This window comes from Cesiribacter sp. SM1 (assembly GCF_020178975.1).
Lineage (GTDB): Bacteria > Bacteroidota > Bacteroidia > Cytophagales > Cyclobacteriaceae > Cesiribacter.
Genome location: NZ_JAHXBU010000092.1, coordinates 428,553 through 446,066, shown reverse-complemented (window position 1 = coordinate 446,066; position 17,514 = coordinate 428,553). Strand labels below are relative to the sequence as shown.

The following is a 17,514-nucleotide window of genomic DNA, read 5'->3' as shown; positions in this document are numbered from 1 at the left end:
AAATATTCATGCTGAATAACAGTTTAATAAGGGTGAAGAGGTTTAGTGGCGGTAGATTATGCTATGTTATTCTTGTTGCTGTAATGCTGTTGCCTTGTGTTGTGATCCAGGCACAGGAGAGCAGAGAATATTATCCGGAAGTATACAGAAGCAGTCAGCTCAAAAAAACAGAAGCTGCCCGCCTGCTTTCTGAATATCTGAAAATACACTCCCTCAGTGGTTTCGAAAAAAAAGCGGGAACATTCCTTTCTGAATACTGCCGTGAACAAGGTTTATATGTTCACAACCTGCCTGCCGACAGTTTAGGCTATAATTTTGCTGCAACACTTTATCCGCTTCAGGAAGATAAACCAGTAATCTGGCTGCAGCACCACATAGACGTTGTGCCTGCCGCTACTACGGAAGAATGGACCTACCCGCCATTTTCTGGAGAAGTAGTGAATGATACCATCTGGGGCCGGGGGGCAATTGATAATAAAGGGCCCGGCATTATGCAGTTAATGGCGTTGCTGAATATTAAAGAAGCTGCCGATACAGTAGAGTTCCTGTATAATGTTGGTATTTTATGTGTTTCTAACGAAGAGGGCAGCGGAGGTATAGGTGCCAGGTATATCCTTGAAAGAAACCTGACTGAGCTAAAACCGCTGGTAGCCTTTGGTGAAGGAGGCGCCGGGCTCAAAAATGTACTTACCAGTACACCCGATAAAACGGTGGTGGGAATTTCTGTGGCTGAAAAAGGAGTGCTGTGGTTAAGGCTTGATTTGCAGCTCAACAGCTACGGCCATGGTGCGGCCCCTGCGCCGGAATATGCCAACAAATTAATGATCTATGCCCTAAGCAGGCTGCAGGGCAGAAAGTTCGATATGGAGTTTAACCGGGTGAACAGGCGCATGTTCCGGCGGCTTGGCAGGGCAGAAGGTGGCCTGCGAGGGTTTTTGATCAGCCACATCAACTGGTGGATTCTTGGACCGTTCGTTAAGAACGTAGTACAGCGGGATCCGCTGCTGGAAGCACTTACCACCAACACTATTACTGTTACCAAACTGGAGAACCCTCCCGGACCCCCGAATAAAATATCTACAATTTCTACTGCCTACCTCGATTGCCGGCTGCAGCCCAACACTTCAGTAAAAGCATTCATTCGCAGGCTGGAGCGAATCCTGGATGAGCCTAAAATTAAAATAAGTGTTTTAAACAGCTCTCCTGAAGTAAGACCCTCACCCGTGAACGACTTTTATGATGCACTGGCCTGGTCTGTGGAGCAGGAGCTGGACAATGCAGCGGTAATTCCCATACTTTTTCCGGCCACTACCGATAATATTTTTTTCCGCGACCATGATATACCTACCTATGGTTTGGTACCGGCGCTGATGTCGGAGGAGCTGATCAAGAGCGTGCACAGCATAAACGAACGTTTGCCTGTGGCCGCCCTGGAGCAGGGTATGAATATTTATACCAATACCATACTGCGGATACAGGCCGAGGGCATACACAAAAGACGACGATTGCTGAATGCTGATCTGCGAAAAGTATACTTATTGGAAGAATGATTAAATTTGCGTCATGAATCGTTCTAAAAAACTTTTTCTGCTGATCACCATTATCTTTTTACTGCTGCTGGCATTTGTAGTTTGGGACTTCAGCCGCAAAACAGAGTTTCGCAGACCCCGGCCAGAGCAGCCCCGTGAAGAACCAAAATCAGTACAGCACAGGCCCTAGTCTTAGCATGAAAGGAAAGAAAATTGATGTAGATAAAATAGATCTGGAGAAGGAGCGGGAGAAAGCTACCGAGCTTCCCGGGCTGATTGCTTTTCCGCATACGGTTGGCAGTGCAGTAATCAGACCCGAAGACAAGGGAAAGATCAAGGGCAGGGCTTTGGCAGCCATGCGTGACCAGACCCAGCGCCAGATGCAGCAACTATACCGGCAGGCACAGCTCCTGGCAGATCAGGCCCGTGAAATTCAGAAGCGTGCAGAGGTAAGCGAAAAGATTTACGAAGCCGAAATGAATTTTGAGCCCCATATCGGGCATCAGTACCACCTCTACCAGCGTCCGGAAGGCGAACATCTCTTATCTATGATCGGCCCTGGTGAATGGGGTCGCAGCAAAAAGCCCGGAGAGCACATAGCCTCAGTAAAGCTGCTGCCCGATCATACCTGGGAGGTGCTGGAGTAGCGTGCTAATTGTTAATGTGCTCATGTACTAATATCTGTTTGGATACTGAATATTTAGCACATAAGCACATTTAGTTGATGGACAAGTTATAAAAACCACTCACTTCTCACTTTTTTCCGGAGGGAAATAACTGCTGGGGCAGCATGTCTCCGCTGAAGAGGCCGTGTAGTTCTACTTCAATTTTTTCAACAATACCGGCAAAGTCTTCAACATTGTCAACGAAATCAAGGTTGTTAACATCGATCACCAACAGACGCCCCAGGCTGTAGTTAGCAATCCATTCTTCGTAGTGCTTGTTAAGGTTTTTTAAGTAGTCAAGACGTATGGCATCTTCATAAGAACGTCCGCGTTTTTGAATCTGGCTTACCAGTTTGGGTATGTCTGCCCTGAGGTAGATAAGCAGGTCTGGTGGCTTTGCATAGGCCATCATGGAATGAAAGAGGTTCAGGTAGTTGTGGTAATCACGATCATTCAGCAACTGGCTTTTGTACAGATTAGCAGCGAAGATATAAGCATCTTCGTAAATGGTTCGGTCCTGTATGGTGGTGAACTCACGTTTGGCAATGTCGGTTACCTGTTTGAAGCGGCTATTCAGAAAGAAGATCTGCAGGTGAAAAGCCCAGCGCTTCATATCGGCATAAAAATCTTCCAGATATGGATTATTGTCTACGGCTTCAAATTCGGCCTGCCAGCCATAGTGTTTGGCTAGTTTTGTGGTGAGGGTGGTTTTACCACTTCCGATGTTTCCAGATACAGCTACGTACATACCCTGATTTGTTGGGTTGCAAAAGTAATCAGAAAAAGAATTGGATGCCGGAAAGATCTTGTTCTGGTAAAAAAAAGAGAACAAGAATGAACAGAATGCCTTTTTTAGGTATTTTTATATCAGAACACAGAGTACAAAAGCTTTATTTTGTTAATCATTAGGATTTTTTTATATTAATGTTGGATTTCAACTACAATAATAAAGAGGTAAAAGTTGAAAGAGGGGACCTGCTGATCTCTGAACCTTTTTTGCCCGACCCAAATTTTTCACGGACTGTTGTGCTGATGTGTGAACATGGCAGTGCAGGTTCATTTGGGTTTGTACTTAATAAACCAAGCCTGATCAAAGGCTCCGATGTACTCGAAGATGCAGAAGCTTTCGATGCTACTCTATATGTTGGCGGACCCGTACAGCAAGACACCCTTCATTTTATTCACCGAAGAACAGAGTTGATAGATGGTGGCGAGGAAATCAGCAAGGGTTTGCAGTGGGGTGGTAATTTTGAGCAGCTTATGCAGCATGTAAAAACCGGCGGGCTTGATTTTGATGATTTTAAGTTCTTTATTGGGTACTCGGGTTGGGAAGAGGGGCAGCTGGAAGAGGAGCTTCAGCAAAATACATGGATTGTATACAAAGGGGCTACCCCTGAAGATATTTTTGATACAGACCCGGATGTGCTTTGGAAGGAGATTTTGCAGAAAATGGGCGGAAAATATAAAGTGATATCCAACTACCCGACCGACCCACGATTAAACTAAACGCAAGGCTTTTTTAAGCTAACTGACCATTTTTGTATATGACTACGGATAAGGAAAAAAACGCGCCGGAAAATAATGCCGGCGAACGCCAAGAATCGCAGGAACCAGGCAGAAACGCATCAGGAACCGCGCCAACATCAGAAACAAACGCCAGTGAGGGAGGAGAGTCTCCTGATGTTACGGTTCGCAATGAGGAAGAAAGCAAGGGTTATGATCCCGATACAGTGGAATCTCCGCCTGCTGATACAAAAGACATGGCCGAAAATCCTGATGAAGCCCAGGTAGCTGCTGCAGCTCCTGCACAAACAGCTGCAGATATACCAGTAACACCCTTTGTAGATCATACTCTTAGTTCTGATGATGTGCCGGATCTGGATGATCCTAAAGATATTACCACAGGAGAAGTAGTGCACCACCATGTGGACGACGAGAGTACTGTGGATGAAGACACCCAGGAGGAGGAAGAGGAGGTTACCCCAGACTACAGTAACCTCTCTAAATCACAGTTGGTGCGCCAGGCCGAAGAGCTGATCTCTCTTACCGATATTCGCAGGGCCGACCGCCTGGTTCATGACATCAAACACTATTTTGATGAAATAACCCATCATGAGCGCCAAACAGCGCTTGACCGCTTTAAGGCTGAAGGTGGCGAGGAAGAGGACTTTGACTATCATGGCGATGAGCTGGACCGTCGTTTCGAGGAGGTGTACCGCAGAATACGCGAACAGAAGCACCGTCATTTCTCCGATATGCAGCGCATCAGGGAAGATAACCTCAGGCAAAAGAATGAGGTACTGGCCCGTTTGCGCGAATTTGTAGATTCTGAAGAAAACAACACCAGCCTTCGTGAGCTTAAAAAGATCCAGGAAGACTGGAAAAAAATAGGTCCTGTACCTCCGCAGTATAACAGCAACCTGTGGGCAAACTATAATGCCCTGCTGGACCGCTTCTACAATAACCGGAGCATTCTGTATGAGCTAAAGGAGCTGGACCGTCGCAAGAACCTGGAGGCCAAGCAGGATATTGTACAACGTGCAGAAAAGTTGCTGGAGTACGATAACCTGAAGCAGGCTACCCGTGAGCTGCGCGAGCTGCACGAGGAGTTCAGGCATATTGGTCCGGTACCTCGCGAAGAGCAGGAGCCGCTCTGGAACCGCTTCAAAGATATTTCTGATAAGGTTTACGACAAGCGCCGTGATCACCTGAAGGTGCTCAATGAGGAACTTGAGGCAAACCTGCTGAAGAAACGCGAGCTTGGCGATAAGGTACAGGAGTTCCTAGAATTTGATTCTGATCGGATCACAGCCTGGAACGATAAGACCAAGGAGCTGCTGGCCCTGCAGAAAGAGTGGGAGCAGATAGGCGGACTGCCCAGGCAGGTGGCCAAAGAGGTTAATAAATATTTCTGGGCAGCATTCAAAGGCTTCTTTAATAATAAGAACCGCTTCTTTAAAGAGCTGGAGCGCAAGCGCGAAGAAAATCTGCAGCAAAAAGAAGAACTGGTAGCAGAAGCCGAGAGCCTGAAAGATAATGAAAACTGGGGCGAAACTGCTGATCGGTTCAAGGAGTTACAACGCCGCTGGAAGGAGATAGGCCCTGTACCTGAAAAGCAGCGCGATGAGGTGTACAAACGCTTCAAGGCTGCTGCTGATGCATTCTTTGAACGTAAGCGTTCGCAGGGTAAGTCTGCCAATGCAGAGCAGGACGCAAACCTGAACCGGAAGATGGAAATCATCGGGCAGATTGAGAAAATGGCTGCCGCCAATGCACAGGACATCGAGCAGTTCCTTACCCTTGAAGAAGAGTATGAGAATATAGGCTTTGTACCACGCAATGCCATAGGCAAAGTGCGGGAGGCGTATTCTGCTGCAACTGAAAAATTTATTCAGAGTCTGAAAGATGTTTCTCCGGAAGACAGAGAAAAATTACGCCTGCAATCTCAGCTTAGCCGTATCAAGAGCACGCCTGATTCTGACAGAAAATTACGTCAGAAGGAGAATAATATTCGCCGTCAGATGAGCAAGATAGAGAATGATATCTCCCTGTGGCAGAATAACATCGAGTTTTTTGCATCCTCTAAAAATGCAGATAAGCTCAAAGACGAGTTTACTTCAAAAATTGAAGATGCCCGCCAGGAGCTGGACAAGCTTCGCGAACAGTTGCGAATAGTTATTGCCAATGAAGGATAAATTTTTGTGCAGAGGTATTGACAGGTAAGTCCTAAACATATACCTTTGCATCACTTTAAACGATACGCCAAACAGCAGATCGAATAAAGTAAAGAAGCCTCCATAGCTTAGCTGCGGTTCGGCGCTCAGATAGAGCAACTGACTGTAGCTGGTGAAAGAGTAAAAGAAGCCTCCATAGCTCAGCTGGTAGAGCAACTGACTTGTAATCAGTAGGTCGTTGGTTCGATTCCGACTGGGGGCTCATTAGAAAACCGCCTTTAGATATGTTCTAAGGCGGTTTTTGCTTTTATACCGGTAGATATTTTATTCAGTCTGGGATCATTCATTCTTCAACTTGATCCCTAACTTTTCAGATTGATCCCAAAAATTCACTTCTTCTTTTTTTGTATCAGACTTTATTTGCATCTTTGTTGCATGAGCAAGAGGATGCCTAACATCATAACCTGTATGAGAAGCCTGAATAAGGTTTCTGGGGTACTCCTGTTATGCATTTTTTTAGTGATGCTTATGGTGCCACTCGTGCACAGGCACTCGGAAACCTTACAGTATAGTTCTGTTACACTTAAGGATAAGCAGGTAGCCAGCAAGGGTACGCTACAAAAGTTTCTGGTAAAGTGTGATATCTGTGATTTTCTACTGAATAAGCAGAATACAGTGCCTCCATTGAATGAGCAGGCATTAGATGTTGCTGTTAATTCAGTTATTGTTAAAGAGATACCACCATACAAATCCGGCGTCTCCGAACTTTCCTTCTTTTCCTGGACCAACAAAGGTCCTCCCCAGGCTTAATCTTCTTAAGCTACCTCATGTCCATTAACAGCTTTCATTAACCGGCTGCACTTATAGGTGCAACTGCCAGCTTATGCCTTCTCGGTATTGCAGCTACATCACTAGCAGCCTGCATCAGTGGCAGGTGTTTAAAACAGCTGTATGGTAGTAGCCATGCTTCCCTGATTTGCTATTGACCGCCATGTGCATAGGAGCCATGTGCCTGGCATTTTTCAGGCGCTGCTTCTTTCCAGGTATAATGCTTCCAGGCACAAAGCCGGATTTATTAGTGCTCTAAAAACCATCGTATCATGAAATTAACTTTCTTGTACCTGTTTGTTTCTCCAGTCCTGGGTACAATAAATACTGCACAAGCCCAGGTTCGGGCATTTTCATTTGCCGGCAATACCATTCTGCCTGGCACTAGCCAATCCATACTCCTGCCGGTTATTAGTGGCCAATGCAGCACTGTTTTACCAGCTGATCCGCTTTAAAGCCAGCTTTAACCTGAACAACATCTTCGATAAGCAGTACTTGGTGGGTGGTTAGGAATATTTCCGGGCCAGCCCTGGTGCCCCGCGAAACAACATGGCCACCATCGGCTATACCTTCTAAAGGCAAAAGCAGCATCCTCTCCCTTTAAACTACTCACAGAAAACAGATATAACATAATCATTAACCCATGCAATACATATTAGAAGCAAAGCGGCTCTGCAAACAGTACCAGGATAAACTGGCACTCAAAGACCTGAACCTGCAGATCAGGCCGGGTGAAATATTTTGTCTGCTCGGGCAAAACGGTGCCGGCAAATCCACTACCATCAACCTGTTCCTGGGCTTTCTGAAGCCTACTTCCGGGGCTGCCTATATTAAAGGGCTGGAGGTTGCCAGCAACCTTACAAAGGTAAAGGAATACCTGGCCTACATACCCGAAAATGTGATGCTGTACCCCAACCTCACGGGCCTGGAGAACCTTTCCCTGTTCAGCAGCCTTGCAGGTTTTGAATATAGTAAAGATGAGCTGATGCGCTACCTGCTGCAGGCAGGACTTCCGGCAGAGGCAGCCAGCCGCAGGGTAGGGGGCTATTCCAAAGGCATGCGCCAGAAGGTAGGTGTTGCCATTGCGGTGGCCAAACATGCCCAGGTACTGTTGCTCGACGAGCCCACTTCTGGCCTCGACCCTAAAGCCAGCAATGAATTTTCGGAGCTGCTGCTGGGGCTCAGCGCCAGCGGTACAGCCATCTTTATGGCCACACACGATATCTTCCGCTCCAAAGAAGTAGGCACGCGCGTGGGCATCATGCGCGAAGGAGAGCTGGTAGATGTGCTGTCGGCTGCCGAGCTCAATGCCAACGAGCTGGAAAAACTATACCTCAATTATATGCACGTGTAAGGATGATCAGAACCATTGCCAAAAAAGAATTCATCAGTACCCTGCGCGACAGGCGCTTTGTAAGCCTGAGCCTGATTGTGCTGCTGTTGCTGCTGTCTGCCACTATTGTAGGCCTGCATAGTTATCAGAACCTGCAGGAGGAGCGAGAAGTAGCCCAGCACACTGTAAACGAGCAGTTTGCCAATTCTGCAGACCGCCACCCGCACCGCATGGCACACTACGGATCCTACGCCTTCCGCCCGAAATCAAGTCTGAGCTTTCTGGATTTCGGGCTAGATTCCTACACCGGCGCTTCGGTATATATGGAAGCACACCGCCAGAACAGCGCCAACTTCAGCCAGGCGCAGCAATCCACCTCGCTCATCCGCTTTGGGGAGATGACGGTAGCCTTTGTGCTGCAGATGCTGCTGCCCCTGCTCATCATTTTCCTCTGCTTCGGGGCGTTTACACAGGAAAAGGAGAATGGCACCCTCAAACTGCTGCTGAGCCAGGGTGTTTCCCTGCGGCAGCTGGCCTGGGCCAAAGTAAGTGGATATAGTAAGGTGGTAGCCCTGGTGGTAGCACCTGCGCTGGCACTGGCCAGCTTGCTGATTTTCGGCAGGGGTGCCTTTGCCCTGGATGGTGATCTGCTGCTCCGGCTCCTGCTGTTTATCCTGTTTTATGGGTTGTACTTTTTTGTTTTTGTGGTGCTGTCGGTAGTGGTATCGGCCCTGCACCAGCGCTCCAGCACGGCTTTGGTGAGCTTGCTGGGCATCTGGATCCTTTTCTGCATTCTCATCCCAAAGGCTTCGGCCAACCTGGGTGCCAACTTATATACCACACCCACCCGTGCACAACTGGATGCTGATGTGCACGCAGAAGTGGTAAAAGGCATCGATGGGCATAACTCGCAGGACGAGCGGGCGGAAGCATTAAAGCAGGAGCTGTTGAAAAAGTACGGCGCCAGCTCGCTCGACCAGCTGCCAGTGAATTTCGATGGCATCTGGATGGCCGTAGGCGAGGAGCAGAGCAGCAAGGTTTACCAGAAGCATTTCAACAGGCTGATGGGCATTTTCCAGAAACAAAACCGCATTTCGGAATGGGCTGCTTTGCTCAATCCTTACCTGGCGGTGCGCCACCTGTCTATGGGCATGGCCGGCTCAGACTTTGGCCACTATGTTGATTTTCAGCAAAAGGCCGAAACCTATCGCTACCACCTGGCCCAGGAACTCAACCATATTCAGGCAACCCAGCTTAGGTATGGCGACAAGGAAACAAGGCTGAGTAGTGCTACCTGGGGTGCTTTTGAGCCCTTTGAATACGATACGCCCCACGCCAGCTGGGCACTGGCCAACCATATGATCTCTTTCCTGGGACTCCTGCTGTGGGGTATAGGCATCTGCATTGGAGGCATGCGGCTGATTGATAACACCAAGATTGTATAAGATGAAAAAATTCCGGATACTCATAAAATACGAATGGCTCAACTTCAGGGCCGACAGGGGCTTGCTGATCTTAAGCCTGCTCACGCTGATGGCCGGGCTCTATGGTATTTACTACGGCAATACCGAAATAGTGCGGCAGCGGGAAAACATTGCAGACCTGGCCCAGCTCACTGAGCATAACATAGATGAGCTCAAACAAAAATATCCCGGAGAGGTAGAGGCTGGTGATATCGGCTACTACCACTCTACCTTTGCTGTAAACCATCCCGACTCCTGGGCAGGACTCTCTCTGGGGCAGCGCGATGTGAATCCTTATTACATCAGGCTGCGGCTGCTCAACCTGCAGTCGCAGCTCTACGATACTGAGAACATCAACCCCCTGAAGGTTCTCTCTGGCAATTTTGACCTGGCCTTTGTGCTGGTGTACCTGTTTCCCCTCTTCATCATTGGCCTGAGCTTTAACCTTCTTTCGGTGGAAAAGGAGCAGGGCACGCTCCCCCTGCTGCTGTCGCAGCCCATAGGCCTGCCCCTCATTGTGGCGGCAAAGCTGGTTTTTCGCATTATGCTGGTGCTGGGGCTGGCGCTGCTGCTTTCCCTTATCGCCATGCTGTGGGCTGGGGTTGTGCCCGATGTGCGTATTGCACTTTGGTTAGGCGTGGTAGTGCTGTATTGCCTTTTCTGGTTTGGGCTGGCATTTGGCGTGGCAGCCATGCAGCAAAACTCTGCTTTTAATGCCGTTACACTGCTGGGGCTTTGGCTGTTACTCACTGTGGTGATTCCGGCCCTGCTCAATGTTTACGTAGCTGTAAAGCAGCCCGTGCCGCAGGCACTGGCCCTTACAATTGAGCAGCGCGAAGAAGTGCATGCAGGCTGGGACAAGCCCAAGCAGGAAACCATGGAGCGCTTCTATGCACGCTATCCGCAGTGGCGGGATACCACCGAAATAGAGGGAAGATTCGCCTGGCGCTGGTACTATGCTTTCCATCACCTGGGCGATGTAGCCGTGGAAGACCTGGCCCGGCAGTACCAGGGGGGGCTGCTGGCAAGGCATGAGCTGGTCGATCGGCTCAATGTAATGTCGGTACCGGTAAATGTACAGGGCATTTTTAATGCTCTTGCGGGTACAGATTTGCCCGCACACCTGGCTTTTATGCAAAGTGCCAGTCATTACCACGATTCCCTGCGGGAGTTCTATTACCCCTATCTCTTTAAGCAGGTAGCTTTCACACATGCCGATTACGAAAAAGAGCCCCGGCATAGCTTTAGCAGCGGTCCGGATTTGGATACAGCCTTTAGTGGAATTGTGAAAGTCCTGCTAAGTGTGATATTTGTATATGTGTTAGGAGTTCTGTTCCTAAGCTTAAAAGAAACAGTGGTGAAGTAGAAGCGCATAACAGGCTATCATTAAAACTATTCTGGAACTTTGAGCTGAATCAAATTGGCTTAACCCAGGCTGTGTCTGACGAATAACCTCCGGCATCAGAAAAGAACCTTTGCCCAGGGGCAAATTTCATCATTTTTGGATCCAAGAGTGTTCATCAGACACAGCCTAAACCTTTTGTTCTCTTCAGCGATTCTTTGAAGAGGAAACAGAAGTTGCTTCGGAAGTGCCAAGTGCAACGGTAAAGGTTGTACCGCTACCTGCTGTACTTTCTACAGTGATACTCCCGCCCAAAGACTCGACCTGCATTTTTGTAAGATAAAGTCCCAGACCCCTGGAGTTGTAATTCGGATGAAAGGTTTTATAAAGACCAAAAAGCTTGCTGCCATATTTCTTCAGGTCTATGCCTATACCATTGTCGCTTACCGAAAGATAAACGGAGTCTTTGTCACGCCAGGTCGTGATTTTTACATGGGGTGCTCTTTCAGGGGCACTATATTTCAATGCATTTGAAAGCAGGTTATGAATGATGCTCTCCAGGTACAGTTTAAAACTCCTGAGTCGTTTCACGCCAAGGTCCAGCGTAAGCTTAGCTCCTGATTGAATAATAGCAGCTGATAGGTTTTGAATTTCTTTATCAACTAGCTCCTCTACATTCACAACCTCATGGCGTACCTGGTAGCCAACCCTTGTTTTGAGAATGACATAGAGATCATCAATAGTCGCCATCATGTTATCGCTGGCGACTTTTATTTTCTCGAGAAAAAAGGGAATGTCTGCATCATTAGGAGTGCTTTTGTAAATGGAATACAGGGCCTGGATGTTACTAAGTGGCGAACGAAGGTTATGGGTGATGATGTGCGCAAAATCCTCCAGTTGCTTATTTTTCATTTTGTAGCCTTCTGAAGATGCCTGATATTCCTCACTTAGCTCTTCAAGCCTTAGCGCCTGATTTCTTAACCTGATGGCAATGATGTCCTTTAACAGCAACTGTGCTATTTCTACATCATTTACAGACCAGGGCAGGGACTTACCTTTTATTACCTCTTCCCACTGTTCAAAAGATTTACGAGGATGAATCCTAAGATCGTCGCTGAAGAATTTCTCGGGGTTACCCGCCCAAATCCTTTTTTCCCTGATCTCTGCTTTAAAGTAGAGCAGGTATTCCCTGTTGTACCTCGAAACTTCCAGGGCTAAAAGTCCGCTGGCTGTATCTGTATAGCTAGCGGCAGCATCATAATCCCTGCTTAGCTCCCTGGTGTAGAATACGGTATCGGAACCTTTTTTACTGAGCCACTCTACCAGCTCTTTGATTTGGGTTTCTGCTGGAGTAACACCAAGGGTTTCAATCCTGTTATCCAGCAGCATTGCTGCACCCGTAGCACCTGTAATATCCAGCAAGTTCAGGGGGTGCCTGAATAAACCTTTTATGATGTCATCGCTGCAGGCTACCTGCTCAACAAGTTTGCTTTCGATATGCTTGAATTCGCTAAAGCGCTGGTAATTGCGTTTTTCGTGGCTGGAAATAAGCTTGTTTGCACATGCCCTGGCTAACTGATCGCACAACTCCCTCTTCCAGTAATTGATAAACTTTGCCTGCTCATTACTGCAGGAGATTAGACCCCATAATTTACCCTCTAAGATGATAGAAATTGATAGGGAACCAAAAGCATTTATATTTCTCAGATATTCCAGATGAATTTCTGAAGGGTACCGGAACTCCGACTGCATCAGGTCAACAGGTAGAGCATCGGGTGTGGATGTGGGGTATAAAATATTAACAGCAGGGGCAAGCACATCAGGTATATGCCGAACTGGTTTGATCCTCAACAAATCTCTTGCAGGTTTTGGAATATCCGTGGCCGGAAAGTGATGCCCGGCAAATGAATGAATGCCGGGCTTCCTGGTTTCTGCCACCACTGCAGCATTCCAGTCCTGATCAAACTGAAAAACTAACACCCGGTCATAATCTGTAATGGATTGTACAGCTTTTGTAATAGAACCGGTAATGCTTTCTACAGTATCAAGCTGGTTAATGGCAGACTGTTGTTCTCCTAAAATTTTGAAATTGCGAAGGGCCTCATCTGCAGTGATAGGTTCGTAGGGTTCTCCTTCCAAAATGATCTTACCGGAAGACTCATGCACAAAGCCGAGGAACTGCTTACCTCTTAGCCTGATCAACTGAACTTTGGTTATGTCAGAAGCTAATAACTGTTGCATAAGCACAGTAGATTCATGAGGGGAGATTAATGTTTCCAGTGGCTTCCCAATAACTTCTGTGGGGGCTACATCCAGAAAATCACCGGTATTCCCGCTTGCCTGCTCAATGTGTAAAGTTTTTTTGTTAAGGATGAAAAGTAAACCATGAGGTTGGATCTTGCCTATAAGATGGATAGGTTCTTTATCGCAGTTAGTAAGATCGAACTTTTGGTTATAATGCTGCTGCATACTTATCTGGAGGAAAAAAATATAAAATAGCCTTTACTAGCAGGTATTATTAATTTCTGTCAACTGGCAATAAACTCGTGCCGGCCATAAAGTTCTGCTCTTAAGAGTGTGTTACCTATGATTGGCTGCTGCCAGGTTTTGAATCCATAATTGTTTGGAGCACATCTGTAGTAAGAGGTTTAGAAATAAAACAACAAATGTCTTCGTATGCCATTGCCCGTTCTGCATCAGACTTGTCTATTGAAGAAGATAACATATACAGTTTACACTGCTTTTTCACATCAGGAGACAAGCGTTGAAACGCTTCAATGAAATCCCAGCCGTCTAAGCCCGGCATCTCCATATCTAAAAATACTATATCCGGAAACCCAGTGCCTTTTTGCCCTGCAGCCAAATCAAGAGAAGCAACAGCCTCATCAACAGTTGTAAACACTACAGTTGATTTAGCAAAATGCTGCGAACTAATGATCTTTTCATTTACATAATTTGCAAGTTCGTCATCATCTATCAGCCATACCGTGTTATAAATAGCTACTGACATCACTTATCAATTTTCCTGAAATAAATTTCAAATTTACTACCTGCTCCATTCTTACTATTTACGCTAATTCTACCACCCATTGTTTCAACCTGTGTTTTAACCAGGTACAAGCCAAGACCTTTACCTCCAACATGTGAATGAAAGCGCTTGTACATACCAAATACGTCGTTTCTATGTTTATCCAGATCAAACCCAATCCCGTTATCCTTCACGACAAGTACAATAAAGTCTTCTTCCGCTTGGGTGTATACTTCAACCAGTGGTTTTTCTTCTGAACCCTGGAATTTTATGGCGTTGTTCAGCAGGTTATACATAATATCGAGCAGGTAGTGTTCTATGGCATACACGCTGGGAGCAAGGCTAAAATCCCGCCTGATCTCCACCTGTGACTGTGTGAGCTGATCCTGCAGGAGCAGGATAACCCGGTTAAGCACATCATCGAATTGAACATTAGTTTTTTCCAGGTCAAATGAATCCCGAAGAGACAAAACATGATTCAGGTCTCTGATCACTGAATCCAGGTTGTGAGCAGCAGTACCTAATTTATCGATAACCTCTTCTTTAGTAGCATTATCTATATCAGGTAAATTGAACAGAGAAGTTAAACCAAGTATGTTGGCTACAGGGGATCGCAGTTTGTGCGAAACTACGTGTGTAAACTCATGCAGCGACTGGTTACTACTTTGTAACACTTCTATAAACTGGTTACGCTCCAGAATTGCCTGCTTTTGCAGTGTAATATCTGAAATCATCACAATATAGCGGGTTACACTCCCCTCTGTATCTTTGATAAGTGTAACGCCAATTTCAAGCCACAATTCCCTGCCACTCTTTGCCGTAAACGGAACTTCTGCCTCAAAAAAACTGCTGCTGATAATCTTACTTACAGCATGTCTGGCATTTTCCTGTAATGTGCCGGCACCTGTAAATAAATCAATAATACTTTTACCATATTGTTCATCGGCTGTGTATTCTGTAATATGGGTAAAGCTGTCATTCACCCATTCAATCACCCCGCTTTTATCTGCTATGATTACACCATTATGGGTTTTACTGGCCACTACAGAAAGCTTTTTTAATTCTTCCTGTGCAATAATTCTGTTGGTAATATCAGAGAAGTAAACCGAAAGGCCTTCTTCAGAAGCAAATGCTTTTACTTCAAACCAGGCATTTAGACGGCTAAGGTAGGCCTCAAAGTGAGCTGCAGCTCCTGTTTCCATTGCGTGTTTGTAGTGCCTGTAAAAAACACCATTCTTTTCTTCAGGAAAAACTTCCCAAAGTTTCCTGCCTATATTTTCTTTTTTATTGGTCTGCAGCAGGCGATCAAACTCGCTGTTGATGTAGGTAAGGTTCCAGTCTCTATCCAGTGTAAAAAATGCGTCCGTCAGGCTTTCAAAAATAGTGTTAAGCTTATTAGCCTGTTTTTTTATAATGTTGAACGACTGCCTGACAGCTGTTATATCTTTTGCAACAGTAAAAATGCCCACAAGCTGTTCATCAACAACTACAGGTATTTTCTTGATATCAAGAACATGCTTGCCAGTCTTCCTGAATTCGATTTCAGCCTCGAAGTTTACCTGTTTTCCGGCTGCAGCCTCCTGCAGTCTTTCATAAAAAAGGGGTAAGGTTGCGGCGGGAAATATTGCTGAAGGGGTTCTGTTTATGAGCTCGTGCCGCTCAAACCCGAAAATAGTCTCCGCAGCACGATTTACATCAAGGATAACACCTTTCTTGTTTTCATACACAACCATGTCCGGATTGTTCTCGAACAGGGATCTAAACCGCTGATCGCTATCCTCGGTTTTTACCCAGCTTTTCTTTTGCTCCGTAATATCTTGTGAAATCAAAATGATAGCGTTGACTTCAGGATTATAGCGCTGATTGCTTAAAATGGTTTCCAGCCACCGCCACTCTCCATTCGCTGCTAAAAAGCGATAACCTGGTACCTGCAAAAGCGGCAGGTTGTTTAGTTTTATCCAGGCTTCTTTAAATTTTTTTACATCATCCCGATGAATGTAGTCAAAAACGTTCTGGCCTATAAGCTCTTCGGATGAGTACCCCAACCTTTTATTTATAGCGCCTCCTGCATAAATATAGCCGCCGTCTGTGTCGAGCATATCGAGCACGCCTGAGGCGTGCTCAGTCAGTTCATGGTGCTGTGCTCTACCTATATTAAAATCTTCTTTAACTTTAGAATACTCGGCTTTTAAATTGGCTGCACCACTACGGCCAACGCAAAACAAGTATCCATCTTCTTCAGACCAGCCAATTGTCCAGCTTACGTCTATCACGCTGCCTGTTTTGTGTACCAGGCGGTTTTCGTGATAATTACTTTTGCTTCCTCCAACTATGGCATCGAGAAGCATAAGTGTCTCATCCAGGTCTGCGGCATATACAAGATCTTTGATAGATGTTCCAATCAACTCCTGTACATCGTATCCCAAAAGAGAGCTGCATGCTCTATTGATCTCAACAAGGATTCCTTCCTGATCCAAAATAAAAATCAGATCAGGAGAATACTGCATTAGCTTATCAAAACTTAAACATCGGGGCTTTTCCTTCATTCAACTGGTAAAGTACATTAAGGCTCTGTCTGTACAGAATAACGATGTTTACACATTTTTGCTCGGTATTCTGCTTTTTTATTTACCAATAATGGCGTAATGAGTCAGCAGGCAGCCCTAGTTCCTCTTCAATGAGCCTGTAAACAGGTATAGTAGTATGAAGTAAAGCAGTGATATGCGTTGATGTGGTTAATTAAAAGGCTGGACCCCCGGCTAAAAATTAAACCTTATCCGGATGATGAGCCGGAGTATTGCAACCCGGTTATGCTGCATCAATTTCTATCGGACAGCAATTCGTACTGCTGCTGATACTGCCTTATAGTAAGTATAAGCTGGTATTCTGTGGTTTCTTCCAGAAAGCTGAGGGTGGGTTTGCAGAAGGCTATAAATTCTGCAAGGTCCTTATCTTTATAACCAGTGAGTCTGGCCACTGTTGCTTCGTCGAACCAGTAGTCGTACAGGGCTTTGTAATATTGTTCTTCACGGTCTTTTGCCTTTAGCTCCCGTATCTTTTTGCGCTGCTTTTCCTTTTTGTTAAACAGGTTTGCAAATTCAGTAACGGCCCCTTCCAGTACAGCTCCGCTGCCAGTGGTGCCAAGGCCTATCTTCTGATCTGCAGGGTCGAGGCCACTGGGCTTAACGCTGCGGTAACCTACGTAGGGATCCTCGCTTTTCTGTTCAGGGGCGAACTGTTTATAGCTTTGCCTGGGGCTACGAATGGTTACCGCCTGCATTGTTACTATTCGCTCCTTCATTGGGAGTAGAAAACCTTTTTTCTCCAGTTCTGAAAAGGCAATCCGGGTATTTTCAAAGCCAATCATCCTGAACTCTATGCTGTCTCCCGGAGCGGCTTTTAGCTGGTAGTAACCATCGGGATTACTAAGGGTGCCGTTGCCACGTTTTTTGTTCAGGATCTGTACGTAAGGTAGCGGCTTGGCAGTATCGGCAGCAAGTACTACCCTGCCTTTAATGATAGGCTGGCCCTGCCCACGGGCAGTTATCAGCAGCCCTAAAATGGAAAACAGACAGAGAAGAAGCTTTTTCAAGGTAATGAAGAAGGAGGGGAGACGGAGATTCTGTTTTACGCCTGTTACAGCGATTTATAG

15 protein-coding genes and 1 tRNA gene are annotated in these 17,514 nt (G+C 46.2%); 11 read left to right on the top strand and 5 right to left on the bottom strand.

Annotated features, from left to right (window positions below):
* The first annotated feature begins 32 nt into the window (after positions 1 to 32).
* From KWJ01_RS21645 to KWJ01_RS21635, 3 genes are read left to right on the top strand one after another with little or no spacing between them, the layout of a single operon-like run.
* Positions 33 to 1,550 carry a M20/M25/M40 family metallo-hydrolase gene (locus KWJ01_RS21645; protein ID WP_224999201.1) on the top strand — a complete coding sequence of 506 codons (1,518 nt, stop codon included), beginning with the start codon at positions 33 to 35 and terminating at the stop codon, positions 1,548 to 1,550.
* A 13-nt stretch (positions 1,551 to 1,563) separates the two neighbouring features.
* Positions 1,564 to 1,719, top strand: coding sequence for a hypothetical protein (locus tag KWJ01_RS21640; protein ID WP_224999200.1), 156 nt, complete (start codon positions 1,564 to 1,566; stop codon positions 1,717 to 1,719).
* A gap of 7 nt (positions 1,720 to 1,726) precedes the next feature.
* Positions 1,727 to 2,176 (top strand): DUF2452 domain-containing protein, encoded by a 450-nt coding sequence (locus KWJ01_RS21635; protein WP_224999199.1) that lies wholly within the window; start codon positions 1,727 to 1,729, stop codon positions 2,174 to 2,176.
* 106 nt (positions 2,177 to 2,282) lie between these two features.
* Here KWJ01_RS21635 and KWJ01_RS21630 read toward each other — a convergent pair whose 3' ends face one another.
* Positions 2,283 to 2,942 (bottom strand): deoxynucleoside kinase, encoded by a 660-nt coding sequence (locus tag KWJ01_RS21630; protein WP_224999198.1) that lies wholly within the window; start codon positions 2,940 to 2,942, stop codon positions 2,283 to 2,285.
* Positions 2,943 to 3,118: 176 nt separating this feature from the next.
* Between KWJ01_RS21630 and KWJ01_RS21625 the strand changes: the two genes are divergently transcribed.
* From KWJ01_RS21625 to KWJ01_RS21590, 8 genes are all read left to right on the top strand, one after another.
* Complete coding sequence (locus KWJ01_RS21625; protein ID WP_224999197.1) at positions 3,119 to 3,700, top strand: YqgE/AlgH family protein; 582 nt, start codon at positions 3,119 to 3,121, stop codon at positions 3,698 to 3,700.
* A gap of 38 nt (positions 3,701 to 3,738) precedes the next feature.
* Entirely contained in the window at positions 3,739 to 5,889 is a 2,151-nt protein-coding gene (locus tag KWJ01_RS21620; protein ID WP_224999196.1) for a DUF349 domain-containing protein, read from the top strand.
* A gap of 168 nt (positions 5,890 to 6,057) precedes the next feature.
* Positions 6,058 to 6,130: transfer RNA gene (locus KWJ01_RS21615), tRNA-Thr, on the top strand.
* Between the two features lie 266 nt (positions 6,131 to 6,396).
* Complete coding sequence (locus KWJ01_RS21610; RefSeq protein WP_224999195.1) at positions 6,397 to 6,678, top strand: hypothetical protein; 282 nt, start codon at positions 6,397 to 6,399, stop codon at positions 6,676 to 6,678.
* A gap of 375 nt (positions 6,679 to 7,053) precedes the next feature.
* Positions 7,054 to 7,206: a hypothetical protein gene (locus tag KWJ01_RS21605; protein WP_224999194.1), complete on the top strand. Its 153-nt coding sequence runs from the start codon at positions 7,054 to 7,056 to the stop codon at positions 7,204 to 7,206.
* Between the two features lie 133 nt (positions 7,207 to 7,339).
* Positions 7,340 to 8,050, top strand: a complete 711-nt coding sequence (locus KWJ01_RS21600; RefSeq protein ID WP_255651163.1) for an ABC transporter ATP-binding protein — start codon at positions 7,340 to 7,342, stop codon at positions 8,048 to 8,050.
* Between the two features lie 2 nt (positions 8,051 to 8,052).
* The gene (locus KWJ01_RS21595) at positions 8,053 to 9,474 is read left to right on the top strand and encodes a DUF3526 domain-containing protein (RefSeq protein WP_224999193.1); all 1,422 of its coding nucleotides are present in this window, start codon (positions 8,053 to 8,055) and stop codon (positions 9,472 to 9,474) included.
* A 1-nt stretch (position 9,475) separates the two neighbouring features.
* The gene (locus KWJ01_RS21590) at positions 9,476 to 10,858 is read left to right on the top strand and encodes a DUF3526 domain-containing protein (RefSeq protein ID WP_224999192.1); all 1,383 of its coding nucleotides are present in this window, start codon (positions 9,476 to 9,478) and stop codon (positions 10,856 to 10,858) included.
* Positions 10,859 to 11,041: 183 nt separating this feature from the next.
* Here the strand turns inward: KWJ01_RS21590 and KWJ01_RS21585 are convergent, their stop codons facing one another.
* The 4 genes from KWJ01_RS21585 to KWJ01_RS21570 form a co-directional block, all read right to left on the bottom strand.
* A complete protein-coding gene (locus tag KWJ01_RS21585; RefSeq protein ID WP_224999191.1) occupies positions 11,042 to 13,303 on the bottom strand; it encodes an ATP-binding protein in 2,262 nt (753 codons plus the stop codon).
* A gap of 115 nt (positions 13,304 to 13,418) precedes the next feature.
* A complete protein-coding gene (locus KWJ01_RS21580) occupies positions 13,419 to 13,844 on the bottom strand; it encodes a response regulator (protein WP_224999190.1) in 426 nt (141 codons plus the stop codon).
* On the bottom strand, positions 13,844 to 16,369 hold the full coding sequence (locus tag KWJ01_RS21575; protein ID WP_224999189.1) for a PAS domain S-box protein: 2,526 nt from the start codon (positions 16,367 to 16,369) through the stop codon (positions 13,844 to 13,846). The genes KWJ01_RS21580 and KWJ01_RS21575 overlap by 1 nt, the downstream gene beginning before the upstream one ends.
* 311 nt (positions 16,370 to 16,680) lie before the next feature.
* On the bottom strand, positions 16,681 to 17,454 hold the full coding sequence (locus KWJ01_RS21570) for a carboxypeptidase-like regulatory domain-containing protein (RefSeq protein WP_224999188.1): 774 nt from the start codon (positions 17,452 to 17,454) through the stop codon (positions 16,681 to 16,683).
* Between the last annotated feature and the right edge of the window lie 60 nt (positions 17,455 to 17,514).

What these genes read in the sequence shown, in the direction of transcription:
- KWJ01_RS21585 (WP_224999191.1), bottom strand. Translation starts at nt 13,303, where the DNA reads ATGCAGCAGCATTATAACCAAAAGTTCGATCTTACTAACTGCGATAAA.
- KWJ01_RS21575 (WP_224999189.1), bottom strand. Translation starts at nt 16,369, where the DNA reads ATGCAGTATTCTCCTGATCTGATTTTTATTTTGGATCAGGAAGGAATC.
- KWJ01_RS21610 (WP_224999195.1), top strand. Translation starts at nt 6,397, where the DNA reads ATGGTGCCACTCGTGCACAGGCACTCGGAAACCTTACAGTATAGTTCT.
- KWJ01_RS21625 (WP_224999197.1), top strand. Translation starts at nt 3,119, where the DNA reads ATGTTGGATTTCAACTACAATAATAAAGAGGTAAAAGTTGAAAGAGGG.
- KWJ01_RS21600 (WP_255651163.1), top strand. Translation starts at nt 7,340, where the DNA reads ATGCAATACATATTAGAAGCAAAGCGGCTCTGCAAACAGTACCAGGAT.
- KWJ01_RS21630 (WP_224999198.1), bottom strand. Translation starts at nt 2,942, where the DNA reads ATGTACGTAGCTGTATCTGGAAACATCGGAAGTGGTAAAACCACCCTC.
- KWJ01_RS21620 (WP_224999196.1), top strand. Translation starts at nt 3,739, where the DNA reads ATGACTACGGATAAGGAAAAAAACGCGCCGGAAAATAATGCCGGCGAA.
- KWJ01_RS21595 (WP_224999193.1), top strand. Translation starts at nt 8,053, where the DNA reads ATGATCAGAACCATTGCCAAAAAAGAATTCATCAGTACCCTGCGCGAC.
- KWJ01_RS21590 (WP_224999192.1), top strand. Translation starts at nt 9,476, where the DNA reads ATGAAAAAATTCCGGATACTCATAAAATACGAATGGCTCAACTTCAGG.
- KWJ01_RS21635 (WP_224999199.1), top strand. Translation starts at nt 1,727, where the DNA reads ATGAAAGGAAAGAAAATTGATGTAGATAAAATAGATCTGGAGAAGGAG.
- KWJ01_RS21580 (WP_224999190.1), bottom strand. Translation starts at nt 13,844, where the DNA reads ATGTCAGTAGCTATTTATAACACGGTATGGCTGATAGATGATGACGAA.
- KWJ01_RS21640 (WP_224999200.1), top strand. Translation starts at nt 1,564, where the DNA reads ATGAATCGTTCTAAAAAACTTTTTCTGCTGATCACCATTATCTTTTTA.